The sequence below is a fragment of the Variovorax sp. J31P179 genome (genome assembly GCF_030316985.1).
GTDB lineage: Bacteria > Pseudomonadota > Gammaproteobacteria > Burkholderiales > Burkholderiaceae_C > Variovorax > Variovorax ginsengisoli_B.
In genome coordinates this window covers 216,290-232,334 of the sequence record NZ_JASZYL010000007.1, presented here as the reverse complement: position 1 = coordinate 232,334, position 16,045 = coordinate 216,290, and the positions used below count along the sequence as shown (strand labels likewise).

The 16,045-nt window shown below is 62.7% G+C and carries 14 protein-coding genes and 1 pseudogene; 8 read left to right on the top strand and 7 right to left on the bottom strand.

Annotated elements, in window-relative coordinates:
- Nucleotides 1–2 precede the first annotated feature (2 nt).
- Both QTI17_RS20010 and QTI17_RS20005 read right to left on the bottom strand, forming a co-directional pair.
- The gene (locus tag QTI17_RS20010; protein ID WP_286535141.1) at nucleotides 3–1,376 is read right to left on the bottom strand and encodes an aldehyde dehydrogenase family protein; all 1,374 of its coding nucleotides are present in this window, start codon (nucleotides 1,374–1,376) and stop codon (nucleotides 3–5) included.
- A 5-nt stretch (nucleotides 1,377–1,381) separates the two neighbouring features.
- The gene (locus tag QTI17_RS20005) at nucleotides 1,382–2,977 is read right to left on the bottom strand and encodes an acetolactate synthase large subunit (protein ID WP_286535140.1); all 1,596 of its coding nucleotides are present in this window, start codon (nucleotides 2,975–2,977) and stop codon (nucleotides 1,382–1,384) included.
- Nucleotides 2,978–3,396: 419 nt separating this feature from the next.
- On the opposite strand from QTI17_RS20005, the gene QTI17_RS20000 reads away from it, so the two are divergent.
- The 4 genes from QTI17_RS20000 to QTI17_RS19985 all read left to right on the top strand — a co-directional run bounded on the left by QTI17_RS20000 (nucleotide 3,397) and on the right by QTI17_RS19985 (nucleotide 8,643).
- Complete coding sequence (locus tag QTI17_RS20000) at nucleotides 3,397–3,963, top strand: DUF3302 domain-containing protein (protein WP_286535139.1); 567 nt, start codon at nucleotides 3,397–3,399, stop codon at nucleotides 3,961–3,963.
- Entirely contained in the window at nucleotides 3,963–5,183 is a 1,221-nt protein-coding gene (locus QTI17_RS19995) for an HlyD family secretion protein (RefSeq protein ID WP_286535138.1), read from the top strand. The genes QTI17_RS20000 and QTI17_RS19995 overlap by 1 nt, the downstream gene beginning before the upstream one ends.
- The gene (locus QTI17_RS19990; protein ID WP_286535137.1) at nucleotides 5,183–6,610 is read left to right on the top strand and encodes a TolC family protein; all 1,428 of its coding nucleotides are present in this window, start codon (nucleotides 5,183–5,185) and stop codon (nucleotides 6,608–6,610) included. Before QTI17_RS19995 ends, QTI17_RS19990 begins: the two co-directional genes overlap by 1 nt.
- A gap of 869 nt (nucleotides 6,611–7,479) precedes the next feature.
- The gene (locus QTI17_RS19985) at nucleotides 7,480–8,643 is read left to right on the top strand and encodes a DUF3800 domain-containing protein (RefSeq protein ID WP_286535136.1); all 1,164 of its coding nucleotides are present in this window, start codon (nucleotides 7,480–7,482) and stop codon (nucleotides 8,641–8,643) included.
- Between the two features lie 28 nt (nucleotides 8,644–8,671).
- On the opposite strand, the gene QTI17_RS19980 is transcribed toward QTI17_RS19985, so the two are convergent.
- On the bottom strand, nucleotides 8,672–9,916 hold the full coding sequence (locus tag QTI17_RS19980; protein WP_286535135.1) for a hypothetical protein: 1,245 nt from the start codon (nucleotides 9,914–9,916) through the stop codon (nucleotides 8,672–8,674).
- Between the two features lie 116 nt (nucleotides 9,917–10,032).
- Here QTI17_RS19980 and QTI17_RS19975 point away from each other — a divergent pair, with 116 nt between their 5' ends.
- Nucleotides 10,033–10,443 (top strand): hypothetical protein, encoded by a 411-nt coding sequence (locus QTI17_RS19975; RefSeq protein ID WP_286535134.1) that lies wholly within the window; start codon nucleotides 10,033–10,035, stop codon nucleotides 10,441–10,443.
- Nucleotides 10,444–10,735: 292 nt separating this feature from the next.
- On the opposite strand, the gene QTI17_RS19970 is transcribed toward QTI17_RS19975, so the two are convergent.
- The 4 genes and pseudogenes from QTI17_RS19970 to QTI17_RS19955 form a co-directional block, all read right to left on the bottom strand.
- Nucleotides 10,736–10,939, bottom strand: a complete 204-nt coding sequence (locus QTI17_RS19970) for a hypothetical protein (protein WP_286535133.1) — start codon at nucleotides 10,937–10,939, stop codon at nucleotides 10,736–10,738.
- A 405-nt stretch (nucleotides 10,940–11,344) separates the two neighbouring features.
- The gene (locus QTI17_RS19965; protein WP_286535132.1) at nucleotides 11,345–11,902 is read right to left on the bottom strand and encodes an ImmA/IrrE family metallo-endopeptidase; all 558 of its coding nucleotides are present in this window, start codon (nucleotides 11,900–11,902) and stop codon (nucleotides 11,345–11,347) included.
- Nucleotides 11,899–12,261, bottom strand: coding sequence for a helix-turn-helix domain-containing protein (locus tag QTI17_RS19960; RefSeq protein WP_286535131.1), 363 nt, complete (start codon nucleotides 12,259–12,261; stop codon nucleotides 11,899–11,901). The genes QTI17_RS19965 and QTI17_RS19960 overlap by 4 nt, the downstream gene beginning before the upstream one ends.
- Before the next feature lie 555 nt (nucleotides 12,262–12,816).
- Nucleotides 12,817–13,029, bottom strand: a pseudogene (locus tag QTI17_RS19955) (magnesium chelatase domain-containing protein); the annotation flags it as partial.
- Nucleotides 13,030–13,194: 165 nt separating this feature from the next.
- Between QTI17_RS19955 and QTI17_RS19950 the strand changes: the two are divergent.
- From QTI17_RS19950 to amt, 3 genes are read left to right on the top strand one after another with little or no spacing between them, the layout of a single operon-like run.
- Nucleotides 13,195–14,058, top strand: a complete 864-nt coding sequence (locus QTI17_RS19950) for a TorF family putative porin (protein WP_286535353.1) — start codon at nucleotides 13,195–13,197, stop codon at nucleotides 14,056–14,058.
- A gap of 56 nt (nucleotides 14,059–14,114) precedes the next feature.
- Nucleotides 14,115–14,453, top strand: coding sequence for a P-II family nitrogen regulator (gene glnK / locus QTI17_RS19945; protein ID WP_162565354.1), 339 nt, complete (start codon nucleotides 14,115–14,117; stop codon nucleotides 14,451–14,453).
- 28 nt (nucleotides 14,454–14,481) lie between these two features.
- Complete coding sequence (gene amt / locus QTI17_RS19940) at nucleotides 14,482–16,017, top strand: ammonium transporter (protein ID WP_286535130.1); 1,536 nt, start codon at nucleotides 14,482–14,484, stop codon at nucleotides 16,015–16,017.
- Nucleotides 16,018–16,045: the final 28 nt, after the last annotated feature.

Here is a 16,045-nt window from a genome sequence, read left to right as displayed (position 1 = left end):
CCCTACGTCCCTGGCTTGGAAGGGTATGGCGGGTACCGGACGCCTGGGTCCTCGGCCGTGCCGCGGTAGAGAACGCCGCGGGCGTTCGTATACGCACGGAAGCCCCATTCGCCGTGATACTTGCCCATGCCGGAGTTGCCCACGCCGCCGAATGGCAGTTCCGGCACCAGCGGGTGGATCGTGCAATCGTTGATTCCGGCGTCCCCCGACTCGGTCGCGCCGAGGATGCGTTCAGCGACTTCAAGGTCCTCTGCAAACACGTAAAGCCCCAGAGGTTTGGGCCGGGCGTTCACGTAGTTGATGACCTCCTCAACGCTACCTACTTCCAGCACAGGCAGGATCGGACCGAAGATCTCCTCCTGCATGACCGGAGAGTCAAGCGGCGTGTTCACTAGGATCGTCGGGGCAATGTACCGATCCTTCGAGTCATGCTGCCCGCCGAGAAAGACCTCTCCGCTTTTGAGCAGTCCGACAATTCTGGCGTGATGGCGTTCGCTGACCATCCGGCCGTAGTCAGGGCTTCGGCTCGGGTCCTTGCCGTAGAACTGGATGACGCTGTCCTTCAGGAGACTCAAGAACTGCTCCTTGACGTCCTTGAAGACCAGGACGTGGTCGACGCCGGTGCAGGTCTGTCCGGCGTTCAGCCACCGGCCTTGGGCGATTCGATTGGCGGCCACGGCGAGATTCGCCGAGGAGTGGACGATCGTTGGACACTTGCCGCCCAGCTCCAGCACGACTGGCGTGAGGTGCTTCGCCGCGGCGGCCATGACGATCTTTCCTACCGCCGGTCCGCCGGTGTAGAAGATGTGATCCCACTTCTGCTCCAGCAGAGCGGTAGTCTCGGGCACTGCGCCGAGCACCACCGAAAATGCATCTTTGTCCATGTACCTAGGGAACAGCTTCGCGAGAACGTCGGCACAGGCGGGCGCGATCTCCGAGGGCTTGATCACTGCCGCGTTGCCGCCCGCAATCGCCCCGATGAGCGGCGACAGTGTCAGGAAGAAGGGGTAGTTCCACGCCCCGATGATCAGGCCGACGCCGAGCGGATCGAACCGCACACGTACTTCGCCGGGCTGCATCATCTGCGGGACGTTTGTCACGACCGGGCGCATCCAGGTCTTGAGTTGCTGGCGCGCGTAATCGGCTTCGTGCGCGACGGTTGCAACATCGATGAGGTCCGCCTCAATCCAGTTGCGTCGCAGGTCGGTCCACAATGCCGCGTGGAAATCCTTGGCGTTGTCGGTGATCATTGCCGCTAGCGCCGTCAACTGCGCCTCGCGCCAATCGACCGGGCGCGTCTTGCCAGTCAGAAAGTAGGCGCGATGCCGCGCCACCAACTTTCCGAAATCAGTGCTTGGTACTTGCTGGACGTTCATACGTCCTACTTTCGGACGAGATCGATAGCTGGCTTGATGTCCTGAGCTACCTGGGCCTCGATCAGTCGCGGCCCCTTGCTGCCCAGCGCTGCCTCGAGCTGCGCGTGGAATTCCTCTGCGGTCGTCGCGCGGCTGGCCGCAACGCCCTGGCCCTCGGCGATCTTGATCCAGTCGAGCGTCGGATCGCTCAGATGCATCATTGATTCCATCCTTTCGTTAGCGTCGCCTTCGCGAACCCGCGCGAGTTCCACTTCCAGGATCGCATACGCGTCGTTCCTGAGTAGGACGACGATGACATTGGCCTGCTCCCTCGCCATCGACCAGAGCGCCTGGACTGTGTACATCCCGCAGCCGTCGCCTTGGAAGACCACCGTCTTGCGATCCGGGCACGCCACCGCGGCGCCCAAGGCCAGGGGGAGTCCGCCGCCGATGGCGCCACCGCACACCGCATGCAGGTAGTCGTGCGCGCGTGCCCCTTCGGTGGCATGAAAGATCGGCGATGACATCGTGGCCCCTTCGTCCACGAGGATCGCGTTCTCGGGGAGCAACGCGCAGAGGCTCTTTCCGATGGCGCCCGGCGTCAGTGCGCCCGTCGGAGCGGGAGCTGTTGAACGAGACTGGCGCGTCACCGCCGCGGATGGCGCGCCGACCGCATTGGCGAGATCGCCGAGCGCGGCCAGCAGGTTGTGTTCGACGGTCGCCAGCGTGGCCAACTGGCAGCCGTCCGGCACTTTCGTGAGCGGCTGGCCTTCATAGGCGAACGTGGAAACAGGGGGCAGCGCACCCACGAGGAGGAGTTGCTCATACGGCGCAAGGACCTTGACGGCCATCTCGAGCATGTACTCGATCAGCTCGACCCGCACGCGGCCTTCTCCCCGGGCGAAGCGGGACGGAAAGGTCTCGCCGAGCAGGACGGCCCCTGTTTTCGCGGCGATGCGCCCCGCCAGTTCCAGCCCTACGCCATACATCGCGTGGCTCCCCAACACGATCCCCGTTCTCTTCCCGTTGGCCAGCAGCGCCGCGACTTCCTGGATGGCCTCGGGCGAGACTTTCGGTGTCTCCATCGCTCCGGCAACTACCGGTGGAGCGACGGCAGGATCCCAGTGGCAGTTGGTCGGCGCGATCAACGTGCAGATCTTCCCGGCACCGATCCGGGAATAACGCGCAGCCAGCGCACCGAGGACGGCCAGGTCGCTGGCGGACTTGGCTTCGTGCGCCCAATGCGAAACGACGCGCGCGAGGTCGACGATCCTGCCGTTGATCAGTTCATGCTCGGGGTAATTGGGCTGGTGGTAGCTCGCGTTGGCACCCACGATGTTGACGATGGGCGTGTTGGCCCGGCCCGCGTTGTGGAGATTCGCCATGCCGTTGGCGAAACCACTGCCCACATGCAACAGCGTAAAGGCGGGTTTGCCCGCCATGCGCGCGTATCCGTCGGCGGCGCCGGTAACTGTGTTCTCCTGCAGGCAGAGAACGGCGCGGACGCCCGGGGTCAACCCGATCTCGTAGACGAGCTGCATCTCGGAGGTGCCGGGATTGGCGAAACAGGTGTCGAGCCCCGCATCGATGAGTGCTTTGAACAATGCTTGTGCGCCATTCATAACGACCATCCTTTCGCTCACCGTTCAATCTACTCTGGGATTTGTGTTTTGTCAGAGGTAATTTTTCGAGCAGCCCCCCGGACGGTGTTCGGGCGCATGTTCAGAGGCAGCTTTGCTGGATCACCTTTGGCAGCGCGATTGGCTTCGTGGCGGCCCGAGTTGATCGGCATAGCAGCCGGGGTCTTGGTCCATCGATTTGTGCTCTGAAAGCGGTCCGCTACGAAGGACGGCTGGCCGATTTGAGTCTTAGGCTGTCCTGCCGTCTTGCGATCGCTGACGACCGGCCGGCCCACAAGAGACATCCGATACAACCCATTGGCATGCCGCAAAGGCGACGCTCAGACATCAGAAAGTGAATTTCTTTGAGAATTGCAGGCTACCATCTGGCGAATTGGGAACAATAAGTTCAGGAGCCAGGTATGCGACGCTTGCCGAAGGGTCGGATTTCATCGGGGTTCTCGTCCCTTGCAGCAGGCGTGGCGGGACTGACCATTGCGTCGAGCGCCAACGCCTCGTTCCTGCCGCACGAGATGCTGGGCTCGGCAGCCATGGGCCTGGCTTGGTTCATCATCTGCGTGGTGCCGATCGCGGGCATCGTGCTGTTCTGGATGGTGCACGTGATGCCTGAGAAGATCGCGCACAAGCGGCACCATCCCCAGCGGGACGCAATCAAGACCCTGTGCCTGCTATCCCTTGTGTTCGGCGGCATGCTCTGGCCCATCGCGTGGCTCTGGGCCTTCGTAAAACCGGTCGGCTACCAAGTCGCGTACGGCACCGAGAAGCACGAGGACTATTTCCACGAGGCGGGCGAGAAGGCCCGGGCGGGCGAACTACTGGCGCATGAGATCGCACACCTGCGCGAAGAGCTCGATGCGATGGATGCCAAGGGTGCGCTGACGGCCGAGCTCAAGCTGTTGCGCAGGGACCTGACGGCAATGTCGCCGGCCTCGGTCGACGCGGCCGTTGCAAGAGATGCGAGCGCCTGATGGAAGTACTGCTCCTCGGCATCTACGCCTTCTTCGTCTGGCTCATCTTCATCAAGCTGAAGTGGCTGCCGTGGAACACCGCGACGCAGGTCACGGTGGTCATCATCCCGATCGTCGCGCTGACCGCATTGATCCTGACGCTCAACGTCGTCGCCCCTTCGACGGCCGACGTCCGGGTCGTCAAATACGTAGTGCAGATCGTGCCGCAGGTACGGGGACGGGTGCTGGAGGTGCCGGTTGAACCGAACCGCCTTGTGAAGAAGGGCGAACTACTGTTTCGCATCGACCCGACCCAGTACCAGAACGAACTCAACGCCGCCAAGGCGAGTCTTGCCGCCGACGAGGCGAAATTCGCTGCGGCCGGCGCAGGCCTGGTCGATGCTTCGGCCGGCGCGCGTCAGTTGCAGGAGCAACTCAAGGCGGCCACAGGACAGGTCGGGGCGCTGCAGCCGAGGATGGAACTCGCACGACTGCGGGTCCGGCAGAACCAGGAGCTGGTGGCCAGTGGCGCGGGCGACAAGTTCGCGCTGGAGCAGGCCCAGTCCAACCTGATTGAACTGCAGGCGCAGATCGCGACGGCGACGGCGAACGAGGCCCAGGTCACGCAGAAGCTCGCGGGGCAGGTCAATGGCGAGCAGGCTTCGGTGGCGTCGGCACGGGCCCAGCTCGCGACGGCCAAGGCGCAGGTCGACATCAGCCGCGCGAATCTTGGCAACGCGCAATGGAACCTTGACCAGACCGCCGTCTACGCACCCTCCAACGGCTATGCGATCAACGTCCAGCTCCGGCCGGGCTCCTTCGTGGTTTCGATACCTTTGTCGCCCGCAATGACCTTCGTCGAGGAGACCTACCAGGTGATCGCGCTCTACGCGCAGAACGAACTGCGGCTCGTGGCGCCGGGAGACCGGGCCGAGTTCACACTTGCGACCTATCCGGGCCACATCTTCTCGGCCAAGGTCGATTCCATCGTCTGGGCCCAAGGACAGGGGCAGGTGCCGGTTTCGGGCACGCTGCCGCAGACCGGTGTTTACCCGCAGGTGCCGGGTCGATTCCCCGTCAAGCTCATCGTCGACGAGCAGGACGCCGCTACTTTCCTCGCCGCCGGCGCGGACGGCCATGGCGCGATCTATACCGAGCATGTGGAGGCGGTCCACATCCTGCGCATGGTGATCCTTCGCGTCGGCGCGATCACCAACTACCTCGTCCTGAAGCTGCACTGATGGGCACGATTTCGCTCCGACCTTTGATGCCCGTAGCCGCTCTGGCAGCGCTGGCGGCCGTGATGACGGGCTGCGCGCTCAAGGACCCGCCGACGGCGGCGGACCTGCAGAAGGAAGTGCTCCAGCAGGCGCCCCCGCCAGCTGAATTCCGGGCGGGCGGAGGCGTCGCCGCACCCGTCGCGGACGGCTGGCTCGCCAGCTTCCAGGAGCCCACCCTGACGACGCTTGTTAACGAGGCGCTGCTCTACAACGCCGACCTCCGGGTGGCGGCGGCGCGGGTCGAGCAGGCCGGCGGCTACGTGAAGGTCGCCTCCGCGGCGCTCCTGCCATCCGTGGGCCTGGCCGGTCTGGGCGGCGGCAAGTCGGGCGGCGGCGGCGGGCTGGAGGGCATCTTCCTCAACGCATCGCTCGAACTCGATGTCTGGGGGCGTCTGCGCTATGGACGGGCTGCGGCCAGGGAGCAGGCCGCTGCCGTCGAAGCCGACTACGCCTATGCGCGTCAGTCTCTCGCGGCCATGGTGGCGAAGGCGTGGTTCCTCGCGGTCGAGGCCGGCATGCAGCGCGCGATCACACAGGATGCGCTCGGTTCCGCCGAGGGCTTGCTCCGGATGGCCGATGACCGCCTGCGCATCGGCAACGGCAGCGAGCAGGGGGTGGCCCAAGCTCGCGCGAACATCGGTCCCTATCGGGATTCTCTGAAGCAGGTCGAACTCGCGCGCGAGCAGGCGCTGCGTTCGCTTGAAATCCTCCTTGGCCGCTATCCGGCGGCGGAGATCGCCGTCGCGGACCGGCTGTCTCCCGTGCCTCCGCCGGTGCCGGTGGGCATGCCGTCCGAGTTGCTGGAGCGCCGGCCCGACGTGGTGGCAGCCGAGCGCCGCGTCGCCGCGGCGTTCGACCGGGTCGGCGAGGCCAAGACGGCGCAACTGCCGAAGATCAGCCTCACGGCGGGCGGCAGCAACGTGACGAGCGAATTGATCGTGCTGAAGGATGTCAACAGCCCGGTGTGGAGCCTGGGGGCCAACCTGATCGCGCCGATCTATCAGGGCGGCGCGTTGCGCGCGCAGGTCGAGATCCGCTCGGCGGAACAGAAACAGGCAGTCGCCGAGTACGCGCGCGCGGGCCAGAAGGCCTTCGGCGAAGTCGAGAGCGCATTGGGCACCGAGTCCATCCTGCGGGAGCGCGACGCCATCCTCGCCGCGACGGTGCGAGACAACGAAAAGTCGCTGGAGCTCACGCGCATCCAGTTCCGAGTCGGGACGGTCGACCAGCGCAGCGTCGAGCAAACCCAGCTTTCGCTCTATTCGGCGCGCACCGCACGCCTGCGCGTACAGAGCGAGCAACTGGCGCAGCGCACCAACCTGTATCTGGCGTTGGGCGGCGGCTTCGACCTGCCGGCGATGACGACGACGACGGCAGCGACGAAGTGAGGCCGTAGCTTCGCGCTTCGGGGGCATCGCCGCGGACGCGATGTGCGCGCGTTCGGAGGCCTTGTCGATCCCTTGCTCCTCCCCAACGGCGACAGTTTGGCTGGTGACGCATTGTGAATGGCGCGGCCGAGGACGTGGACCTGTTGCGTGAAGTCGCGGGCCGCTGCTGCGGCGGTCGCCCCAGTACGAATCGCTGGTGTTGGACTTCGGCGGTTCTCCGCTGAAGTAGCCGAACCGGCCAGACGGGCAGTCACAAGCGCTGTGGGGTCGCGTCCTCAGAAAGTCGCTGCCGGAAAGCGGACTGTCGCGGAAGGCAGGTCATGGCCGACAGTTCTGGTTCGAGGTCCAAGCTCGAATGCTTGCTCCAGACTGCGGGCGTTCGCGCTCGTCGGTCTGGACTTCTCTGGTCGGCCACGACCTGACATGCAGGTTCGCGAGCCGGAGGTTAGGAACAGATTGGGTGCAGCCGATCAGGTTTCCAGGCCGGGCGACCGCTGTCTCCGAAACCGGTGAATCGAAGTCGGCCAGGGCGAATGGCCGCACCCAGAACCTGCCGGACGTTGGCAATCAAGCCAGCGGCACGACTCGATCAAGCTGCGAGCGCTCGGTTGGCGACAGCTCTTGCGCGCTGCCAATTGGGGCTATCACCCTATGCGGGCTCTCGTTTCGCCAATCTCGCAGCCGCAAAGCAGTTGATATGAACCAACCGGATCGCTGATCACGGAATCCCGAGCGGGTAGCCACTGACCGCACATGTTCAGGAAGCGCCAACCGAGCCCAAAACGCCGTCATTTCTATGACCGGATATAAACCGGGTTCATCGCGAGCTTAAAAGCGCCGCCACAACAGCAACGAATGGGAGTCGAGGCATGTTTTTCTATGTCGATGAGAGCGGACACACCGGCTCGGAGTTGTTCGACAAAACACAACCGGTTCTGTATTACGGGGTTATATCGAGCGACGTGAACCTAGACGTCCTGGCCGAGCAGCGGCTCGCGCCTTTGCGCAAGCGCCTAGGCGTGGACCGGCTGCACGCAGCGCAGCTCGGGGTCGGCCGGCTCGTCACCGTCGCTGACGAACTGGTGGCCATCCAGAAGAAATTCGCCCTGCGCTTTGACCTTTATCGGGTGAACAAACCCGACCACGCGGTCATCTGCTTCTACGACCAAGTCTTCGACCAAGCCATGAATCCGGCAGTCACATGGACGAGCTACTGGACGCCGCTGCGATATATCCTCCTGTTGAAGCTCGCCTCCCTGTTCGAGGAGGACGACGCCCGCCTCGCGTGGTCAGCCCGCATCGATACCAACCGCGCTCACGCCAACGAGAAGTTGATCGCCGTGTGCCAACGCATCGCACAGCGTGTTGATCAGCTTCCGGACGCGCGCTCGCGCCAGTTGATCGGCGAGGGCCTAATGTGGGCGGCACAGAATCCCGACGCGGTTGGCTACAACGTGGACCACGAAGATGACATAAAGCAGATCAGCCCCAACATCATCGGATTTCAGTTTGTGATGCACGGCATCGCGAAGCGAATCATGCAACGCGGCAAGCGGGCGTCGAAGATCGTCGTGGACCGCCAGTCCGAGTTCAACAAGGCGCAGAAGACCCTTTCGGAGTTCTTTGCCGCTGTATCTGGCATGGAAGGCGCGACCGGTCCCGGCATGCCCAAGGTCAGCTTCGCAGGGATGCCCAAGACGCCCATCGAGTTCGCTGCCGGAACCGACAGCGCGGGGCTCGAGCTTGTCGATGTCTACCTATGGATCTTCAAGCGGCTTATCGATGGCAAGGACATGGCCGCCGAGTTGATGCCGTTGGTCTACGCCCAACGTCATCGCGGCAACACCGATGAAGTGTCCCTGGGAGCCATTGAGGCTCGATGGGAGCGACACTTCTCTGAAATGCCTCCGCTCGACGAAATGCCGCAGGAGAAAATTGAAGCCGCGCGAAAAATCATGACCATGGAAGAGCAGCGCAGGCAGATCGCCGTCCAAGGTCTCCTTGGATCGCCCGATGCCACGACGCCCGCTTAACTGGAGCCATATCCCGAGCGTTCTGGAGTTACTTTGGCACGTGAAAGACCAAGACAGTCAGTGTTAGTTCACGATTGGTGTCGCCCTTGCTGTGCAACACATAGCGAAAGCCGCTCTCATGCGGCCAACTGACTGGTCTTTTGAAGTTGGGGTGAGCCTTGACCGCGGCATCGATTCCGGTGAGGACAGTTGACGTGTCAGTGCCCCTGTTGAAAACCAGAATGGCAGTTTTTCCATCCCGCCAAGTCGCATAACCCAGCAGCTGATCGACGGCTTCCGAGAAGCCCTTCGGTCCTTTCCAGAACTTGCACTCTGCGATGAAGACATTGCGGTCTCCCTCGCGCAAAAGGATGTCGGTCTTGCCCGACATGTTGAATGTCTCGCCTGTTGCCTTGCCCTCGAACTGGCCGTTCAGCTGCATCAAAAAGCTCTGGCGCAGGGCTTCTTCGTTCATCGATTTGAAGGCTTCGGGGCTGCGCTCCATCACGAGCGCCATGTCCTGCACGATCTTCAGTGCCTGCTCATAGAGATCCATCGCCCAGGTTGGCTCTGGCTGAAACTGCGCACTCGTCGCCGGAGGCAGAGTCGGAGTCGCCTTGCGGCGCACAGAGGGGATTGCGTAGGTCATTGGCGCGTCCTCGCGCCGCCGCACCGGAATACCTAGGGCTGATGCGCGTTGCGACTGTGCCAGGAGCCGAGCGCGCCGCTGCTCGATCGCCTGATATGCGGCCTGCGCAAGGCCGTTGTTGTGCGCATCGATGATGCCTTTCTGCCAGTTGATGTATTGCTCAATGTCGTTGAGCGTCTGGTCCACAAGCGGGCGGATCTCGCGCGGGGAATCAGATGGTGACTCATATCGAAGGACAAGTTCATTCTTCTCGATGACACCGCGCGGCGGGTTAGAGCTCATCATGTTCGGCTGAGAGTAGAAAAGCTCAGCCTCACCTTCAAACGGAACGCGTACCTCCGTACATTCGCCTGGCATCAGGACCGGCCGGCTTCTGTCGTCGATCCAGCGGCGGCTGTCATGGCGAACGTCGACCTGCGTCTCCTGCACATCTGCCGACCAATGCTCTCGCAGGAGACGAAGCGGCTCGATTGAAAACTTGTCAACGAAGTACTTGCCGAGATCCGCCGGCGACGTGTTTAGGAGACGATTGGCATCAAGGCTCTCGACTTCCTGCCGGAGCTTTTGCAGCGTGTTCTGCAAGGACTGCGAGAGGTCATAGGTACAGAACAGATAGCCTTTGCTCTTGTCGACGCTACCAAACATAGTCTTCCTCCAGATGAGATGTTTCAAATTGATCCACGCCGCAGCTCCGGGAGTCAACCGGGCGCTGCTGGCCTTGCGATTTTGAGCGCGCCCTCGCCTCGAAGCTTCTGCACACGGTGCATGTCAAAGTCACGCTGCGCCAGCGTGCTCAAGCCAAGGGCGAAATGAAGAACGTGTGCCAATGTGTCGGTGATGGCATGCGCGCTCTAAATCAGCGCCAAGTAGTGGGCCTCGGCTTGCGGGCGCCTTCTGTGAAAGTCGTCGCATTTTCCAGGGTCGGTCGGCAGTATGAACTCGGTCAAGACGGCGCCTTGATCTCGGATGCTCAAATCGTCGGCCATCAATCGCTGCGCCTCCGCGAAGTGATACTGCGCGTAGTACTGTCGCTTTACGATCGACTGCAGGCAAGCAAGAGCGCGCTCGTTTTCGCGCCCGTGCACGGCCTCGACGTCATCGGCCGGGCCTTCAGATCCCACTTGATGGGCAGACCCAATCACTACCCGCGCGATTCGGCCAAGTCAACGTAGTAGTCGCCGCGTACGTAGTCCGCCCATGCGCGATAGAACGAGCTGACTACCCCAGCCGTGACAGATATGGCAACCAGATAGCCGAGCTCAGTCGCAATTTGCGGGGGCGGCATCTTTGCCATGCTATGGACTATGCTCATCAGGTGATGCCAAAGCATCGCCCCGATGAAGGGGACGAGTCCAAGGAGCGCGGGAGCCAAACAGCGCAATGAGTTGGGCTGACGTTTTTTCATGATCGACTTTCTAAGATGAGAACGCCGACCATCAGTTGTGCGATGGCCGGCGAAACGCTCTACTTGCGGGTGCCGTAAGGCGATTGGTTTGTCGGCTTCAACGAAACCTTTTCGTCGCTCGCTTTCGATTGCACTGAGCTTTCGCTGCGGCCCATCTTGAGGCCAATCACGCGCGACGGCGTGTTCCCGGCCGCGAGTGTTTTCAACTGCTTGACGTCGCTCGACGACCAGCTTTTGCCGTGGTTCGAAGGTGCTTTTGCCATTTGTGGCTCCTGTGATTTGGCCCGAGAACGGCCGAGGCAATTGCCCCGGCCCCTTCCAACTACCGGACAGTTGGACACCGACCTAAGCAGGTCGGGCGCCCCCGCAACGACGCGGGCCTACGAAAAGAGCGGCAACTGCCCGGGCTGAGAGCGCCAGTGCTGGCAAACGTCTTCCCACCGACCGAGACGGAAGCGGGGGTAGGCGCGTACGAACACGCTCTTCAACGAATGGTGTGACATTTCTGTCCTCCAATCTGAAGACCAAAGGGTTTTGGCTTGTCCCGCACACTCCGAAGCGACTAAACTTCGGCGTCTTCCCCAAGACATGTGTGCAGGTGGTTCGGTAGACCCTTATTCACCTCACCGAAGGCCGCGAAGTGTTAGACGCACTTCGTGGCTTTTTTTTCACAACGCTTTTTGTCGTCGTAGCTGCCGCAATCGATACTCCGCCGCCGGGATGGAAACGCCGAAGAAGGCGGCCACCGTTGCGGCGGTCAGCAACGATCGGGCTTGCATGACCTTGAGCGGCATCGTCATCTCGGCGGCGAACTGGTCAGCCTGCCATTCCGAATCGATGTAAGCCTTGGCCTCCACGTTCTTGCGAGGCAGCGTCTTCGTGTGCTGCAGCATGAAGTGGCCGAGTTCGTGGAAGATGGTGAAGCGGGTACGGGGGTCGTTGCGTCGGGCCGCCTGGTAGGTCTGACTGGTCAGCATGATCGTGGCGGTTTCCGGAATACACACTGCCTCGACGCCCGCCATCATCAACGTGAAGTCATCGTCTTCTACAACGTCGACGGTGAGCCCGTACTGGGAGAGCGACTCGAGAAAAGGCTCGAGATCGACCTTTCCGTCGGGCAGTTTGAGGAAGCTGCGTACCCCCTCAGCCGCGTCACGAATGTCGACCACACGTCGCGGCGGGACGATGTGGCCGCGCAGTTGATATGGCTCCGAGGTAGGGGTCATTTTTTCTTTACTCCTTCGGAAGCCGACAACAGCGCGGCCATCTTCTCGAGCGTCTCTGCGTCCATCGAAGAGCGCGCAAATCCGGCAACAAGCATCTGGTGCTGCGGCGAGAGCCCGTCGATCGGGACAGTCTTGTTCGCTACAGCTGCAAGTTGCTCGAGGTTGCCCAAGTGCACGCTTCGGTTTGCGAAATACGAGCGGACCCGGCCAACCAGGTCAGCCGGCACCTTCTTCCTACCGGTCTCGATGCCGCTGAGGAATGCAGCAGTCACGCCTAGGGCTTCAGCCATTGAGCCGAGGGTTTCGCCCGTGTCGATTCGCGCCTTGCGAATCGCCTTTCCAAAATCTGTGAGTGCCATGTTCTAGCTCCTAGTAAGTTGCAGTTGCCGAGGGTGATGTTTCTATTTCTAGTAACGCTATTTAACCATAAAGGTAAACAAACATGCAAGAAGCCACTGCTGCTGCCTGATTTTGAGCAAGGTGCCCTGCGAACCTTCCTGGGCGGGCTCCCAGGATCTCCAGCATCCCTCACATTGGGTCGGCTGAAAAATGCCCGAGATCTGCCCCGCGCCCCACTCCGTGGTCGCCGTGGCACCGCGGCGTGCCGTTCGCTCAAATGTTCTCCGGGATGTGGGCTTAACGTCGCACTGCGATCGAGGCGTCGTCCCCGGTCTTTGGCACGTCGCACTCGACATCAAGCCCGATTCCATTGGCGTTTTCGGGCTGGGAATGCGATCCCGCGCTTTTGAGGTGCAGCCACCCCCCTCTTGGGGCGGGCTTCCGAGGGTGTCCCCGCCGGGGCGACCTATTGACGCAAGTTATCCACAATCGCTGACCCAAATTTAGTTATCCACAGATAAGTAGGGGGTCACTAACCGTTCCAGCTTCTACCCTGCTCAAATGGCAAGAGAAAGAGCTTGACTACATAGGATGCGCTTGTTGGTCGGGAAGTCGAGCCCGGAATTCTGGATCGCGCACCGGACCCGCTCGCGGGCTTCCTTGACCTCGACGTCGACCAGCCCGACCAGCGTGAAACTGGGCAATCCGTTCGCCAGATGCACCTCGACCGTGACTTCGGCCGCTTCGAGGCCCAGCAAAGCGCGGCTCTGCACCAAACACAGACTCATTTCGCTCCCTTTCACCAAGATGGTGCGTGCCATCTCTTGTTCTTGATTGTGACCAAGTGCATCGGGCGCCGAACCCTGCCTCCTCGGGAGGATGCGCTTTGGCACGCTCCCTGCTTTGAGAAGGATTCCTAACCACTTTTCAAAACACGAGGAGTCCGCTCGATGATGCACCGTAAATCCGTCCAGATCCTGGCTTTGGGCGCGCTCGCCGCCCTGCCGATGCTCGCCAGCGCGCAGGCTGCGGCCGACGCGGCTGCCGCACCGGCGCCGAATCTCACGGGCAACGTCGCGCTGACGACCAACTACAAGTTCCGTGGCCAGGACCAGGACGTCATCGGCAACAACGGCCTTGCCAAGACCAGCTGGTTCAAGCCCGCCATCCAGGGCGGCATCGACTATGCCTTCGGGGACAGCGGCTTCTATGTCGGCAACTGGAACTCCAGCGTCAACTGGCTGCCCGGCAACTCGGTCGAGATGGACTTCTACGGCGGCTACAAATTCAAGGGCGGCCCGATCGACTGGGACGTCGGCGTCTATCAGTACTACTACCCCGGCAATACCGCGGGCAATACCACCGAGATCTACGGCGCGGGCACCTGGTCCGACGAGAGGTTCGGCGCCTTCACTGCCAAGTACTCCTGGACCGTCTCCAACGACTACTTCAACTACGCCGGCAACCAGCGTGGCTCGAACCTGGACGGCCAGAACACCGGCTACCTGAACCTGGCCTACACGAAGGAGATCATGCCTAAGCTGACCTTCAAGACGGCCATCGGCTACACCTTCTTCACCAGCGACATCAAGAGCCTGGGCTACAAGGACTACCTGGACTACAACGTGGGCGTGTCCTACGACTTCGGCAGCGGCCTGGCCCTGGCCGGCTCCGTGCAGGGGGGCAACAACCAAAGCGCCTTCAACCTGGTCGCCTCGCCGGGCATCCCCACGGGCACGGTCTTCGGACCGATCGGCCAGACCACCTTCTCGCCGAATGTGACGCGTTTCATCGTCACGTTGACCAAGACGCTCTAGTCATAGAAGGCGTGGCCCGGGGCTGCGCCGTCCCTTTCATCCGCAGGAGAAACATCATGAAGCTGGTCACAGCCATCATCAAACCCTTCAAGCTCGACGAAGTGCGCGAGGCGCTGTCCGCCATCGGCGTGCAGGGCATCACGGTCACCGAGGTCAAGGGCTTCGGACGCCAGAAGGGCCACACCGAGCTCTATCGCGGCGCCGAGTACGTCGTCGACTTCCTGCCGAAGGTCAAGATCGAAGCGGCCGTGGCCGACGAACTGGTGGAGCGCGTGATCGAGGCGGTCGAGAGCGCGGCGCGCACCGGCAAGATCGGCGATGGCAAGGTCTTCGTCTACGACCTGGAGCAGGTCGTGCGCATCCGCACCGGTGAAACGGGCCGCGAAGCCCTCTGACACGCAAGGCACGAAAGAACAAACCGAAATGAAAAAATTCCTTGTCTCACTCGCGCTGGGCCTGAGCCTGCTCGGCGCCGGCACGTCCGGCTTCGCCCAGGCGCCGGCAGCGGCACCCGCGGCTGAAGCGTCCGCGCCCGCGGCGGCCGCACCGGCTGCACCGGCCGCCGCTGCGCCGGCCGCGGCAGCACCGGCCGCCGATGCAGCCGCGGCACCCGCCGCCGCCGCGCCGGCGCCGTCGTTCAACAAGGGCGACACCGCCTGGATGATGGTCTCGACCCTGCTCGTGATCATGATGACCGTGCCCGGCCTGGCGCTGTTCTACGGCGGCCTGGTCCGCAGCAAGAACATGCTGTCGGTGCTGATGCAGGTCATGGTCACGTTCTCGATGATCGTGGTGCTGTGGATGATCTACGGCTACAGCCTCGCTTTCACCGAAGGCAACGCCTTCATAGGCGGCTTCGACCGGCTCTTCATGAAGGGCATCTTCGATCCGGCCACCGGCGTGTTCGCACCCGGCGCGACCTTCAGCAAGGGCGTCTACATCCCCGAGCTGCTGTTCGCCGCCTTCCAGGCCACCTTCGCCGGCATCACCTGCTGCCTGATCGTCGGCGCCTTCGCCGAGCGCATCAAGTTCTCGGCCGTGCTGCTGTTCATGGTGCTCTGGTTCACCTTCAGCTATGCGCCGATCGCCCACATGGTCTGGTTCTGGATGGGTCCGGACGCGTATGCCAGCAAGGAAGTGGTCGATCAGATGAACGACAAGGCCGGCCTGATCTGGCAGTGGGGCGCGCTCGACTTCGCGGGCGGCACCGTGGTGCACATCAACGCCGCCGTCGCCGGCCTGGTCGGTGCCTACCTGGTCGGCAAGCGCATCGGCTACGGCAAGGAATCGTTCACGCCGCACTCGCTGACCTTGACGATGGTCGGTGCCTCGCTGCTGTGGGTCGGCTGGTTCGGCTTCAATGCCGGCTCTGCCCTCGAAGCCGGCACCAGCGCCGTGCTGGCCTTCATGAACACCTTCTCGGCCACCGCCGCCGCCGTGCTCGCATGGTCCATCGGTGAAGCGCTGATGCGCGGCAAGGCCTCGATGCTGGGTGCCGCTTCCGGCGCCGTCGCCGGCCTGGTGGCGATCACCCCGGCCGCCGGCAACGTCGGCCTGATGGGCGCGATCATCATCGGCTTCGTCGCCGGCTTCGCCTGCCTCTGGGGCGTCCATGGCCTCAAGAAGATGCTCAAGGCGGACGACTCGCTGGACGTCTTCGGCGTGCACGGTGTCGGCGGTATCGTCGGCGCGCTGCTCACCGGCGTGTTCAACACCCAGGCCCTCGGCGGCCCCGGCCTGGTCGGCGACTGGGTCACGGCGGGCGTGATCTCCAACGGCATCGGTGCCCAGGTCTGGATCCAGCTCAAGGCCGTGGTGCTGACCATCGTCTGGTCGGGCGTGGTGGCCTTCATCTCCTTCAAGATCGCCGACCTGACCATCGGTCTGCGGGTGTCGGAAGAAGAAGAGCGCGAAGGCCTCGACATCACCTCCCACGGCGAAACCGCCTACAACCGCTGAAGCCTCCGGGCCGCCGCGTGCGGCCCGC

Bases quoted from the DNA above. Each gene is read 5' to 3' on its own strand.
- QTI17_RS20010 (WP_286535141.1), bottom strand. From the start codon at position 1,376: ATGAACGTCCAGCAAGTACCAAGCACTGATTTCGGAAAGTTGGTGGCG.
- QTI17_RS20005 (WP_286535140.1), bottom strand. From the start codon at position 2,977: ATGAATGGCGCACAAGCATTGTTCAAAGCACTCATCGATGCGGGGCTC.
- QTI17_RS20000 (WP_286535139.1), top strand. From the start codon at position 3,397: ATGCGACGCTTGCCGAAGGGTCGGATTTCATCGGGGTTCTCGTCCCTT.
- QTI17_RS19995 (WP_286535138.1), top strand. From the start codon at position 3,963: ATGGAAGTACTGCTCCTCGGCATCTACGCCTTCTTCGTCTGGCTCATC.
- QTI17_RS19990 (WP_286535137.1), top strand. From the start codon at position 5,183: ATGGGCACGATTTCGCTCCGACCTTTGATGCCCGTAGCCGCTCTGGCA.
- QTI17_RS19985 (WP_286535136.1), top strand. From the start codon at position 7,480: ATGTTTTTCTATGTCGATGAGAGCGGACACACCGGCTCGGAGTTGTTC.
- QTI17_RS19980 (WP_286535135.1), bottom strand. From the start codon at position 9,916: ATGTTTGGTAGCGTCGACAAGAGCAAAGGCTATCTGTTCTGTACCTAT.
- QTI17_RS19970 (WP_286535133.1), bottom strand. From the start codon at position 10,939: ATGGCAAAAGCACCTTCGAACCACGGCAAAAGCTGGTCGTCGAGCGAC.
- QTI17_RS19965 (WP_286535132.1), bottom strand. From the start codon at position 11,902: ATGACCCCTACCTCGGAGCCATATCAACTGCGCGGCCACATCGTCCCG.
- QTI17_RS19960 (WP_286535131.1), bottom strand. From the start codon at position 12,261: ATGGCACTCACAGATTTTGGAAAGGCGATTCGCAAGGCGCGAATCGAC.
- QTI17_RS19950 (WP_286535353.1), top strand. From the start codon at position 13,195: ATGCACCGTAAATCCGTCCAGATCCTGGCTTTGGGCGCGCTCGCCGCC.
- glnK (WP_162565354.1), top strand. From the start codon at position 14,115: ATGAAGCTGGTCACAGCCATCATCAAACCCTTCAAGCTCGACGAAGTG.
- amt (WP_286535130.1), top strand. From the start codon at position 14,482: ATGAAAAAATTCCTTGTCTCACTCGCGCTGGGCCTGAGCCTGCTCGGC.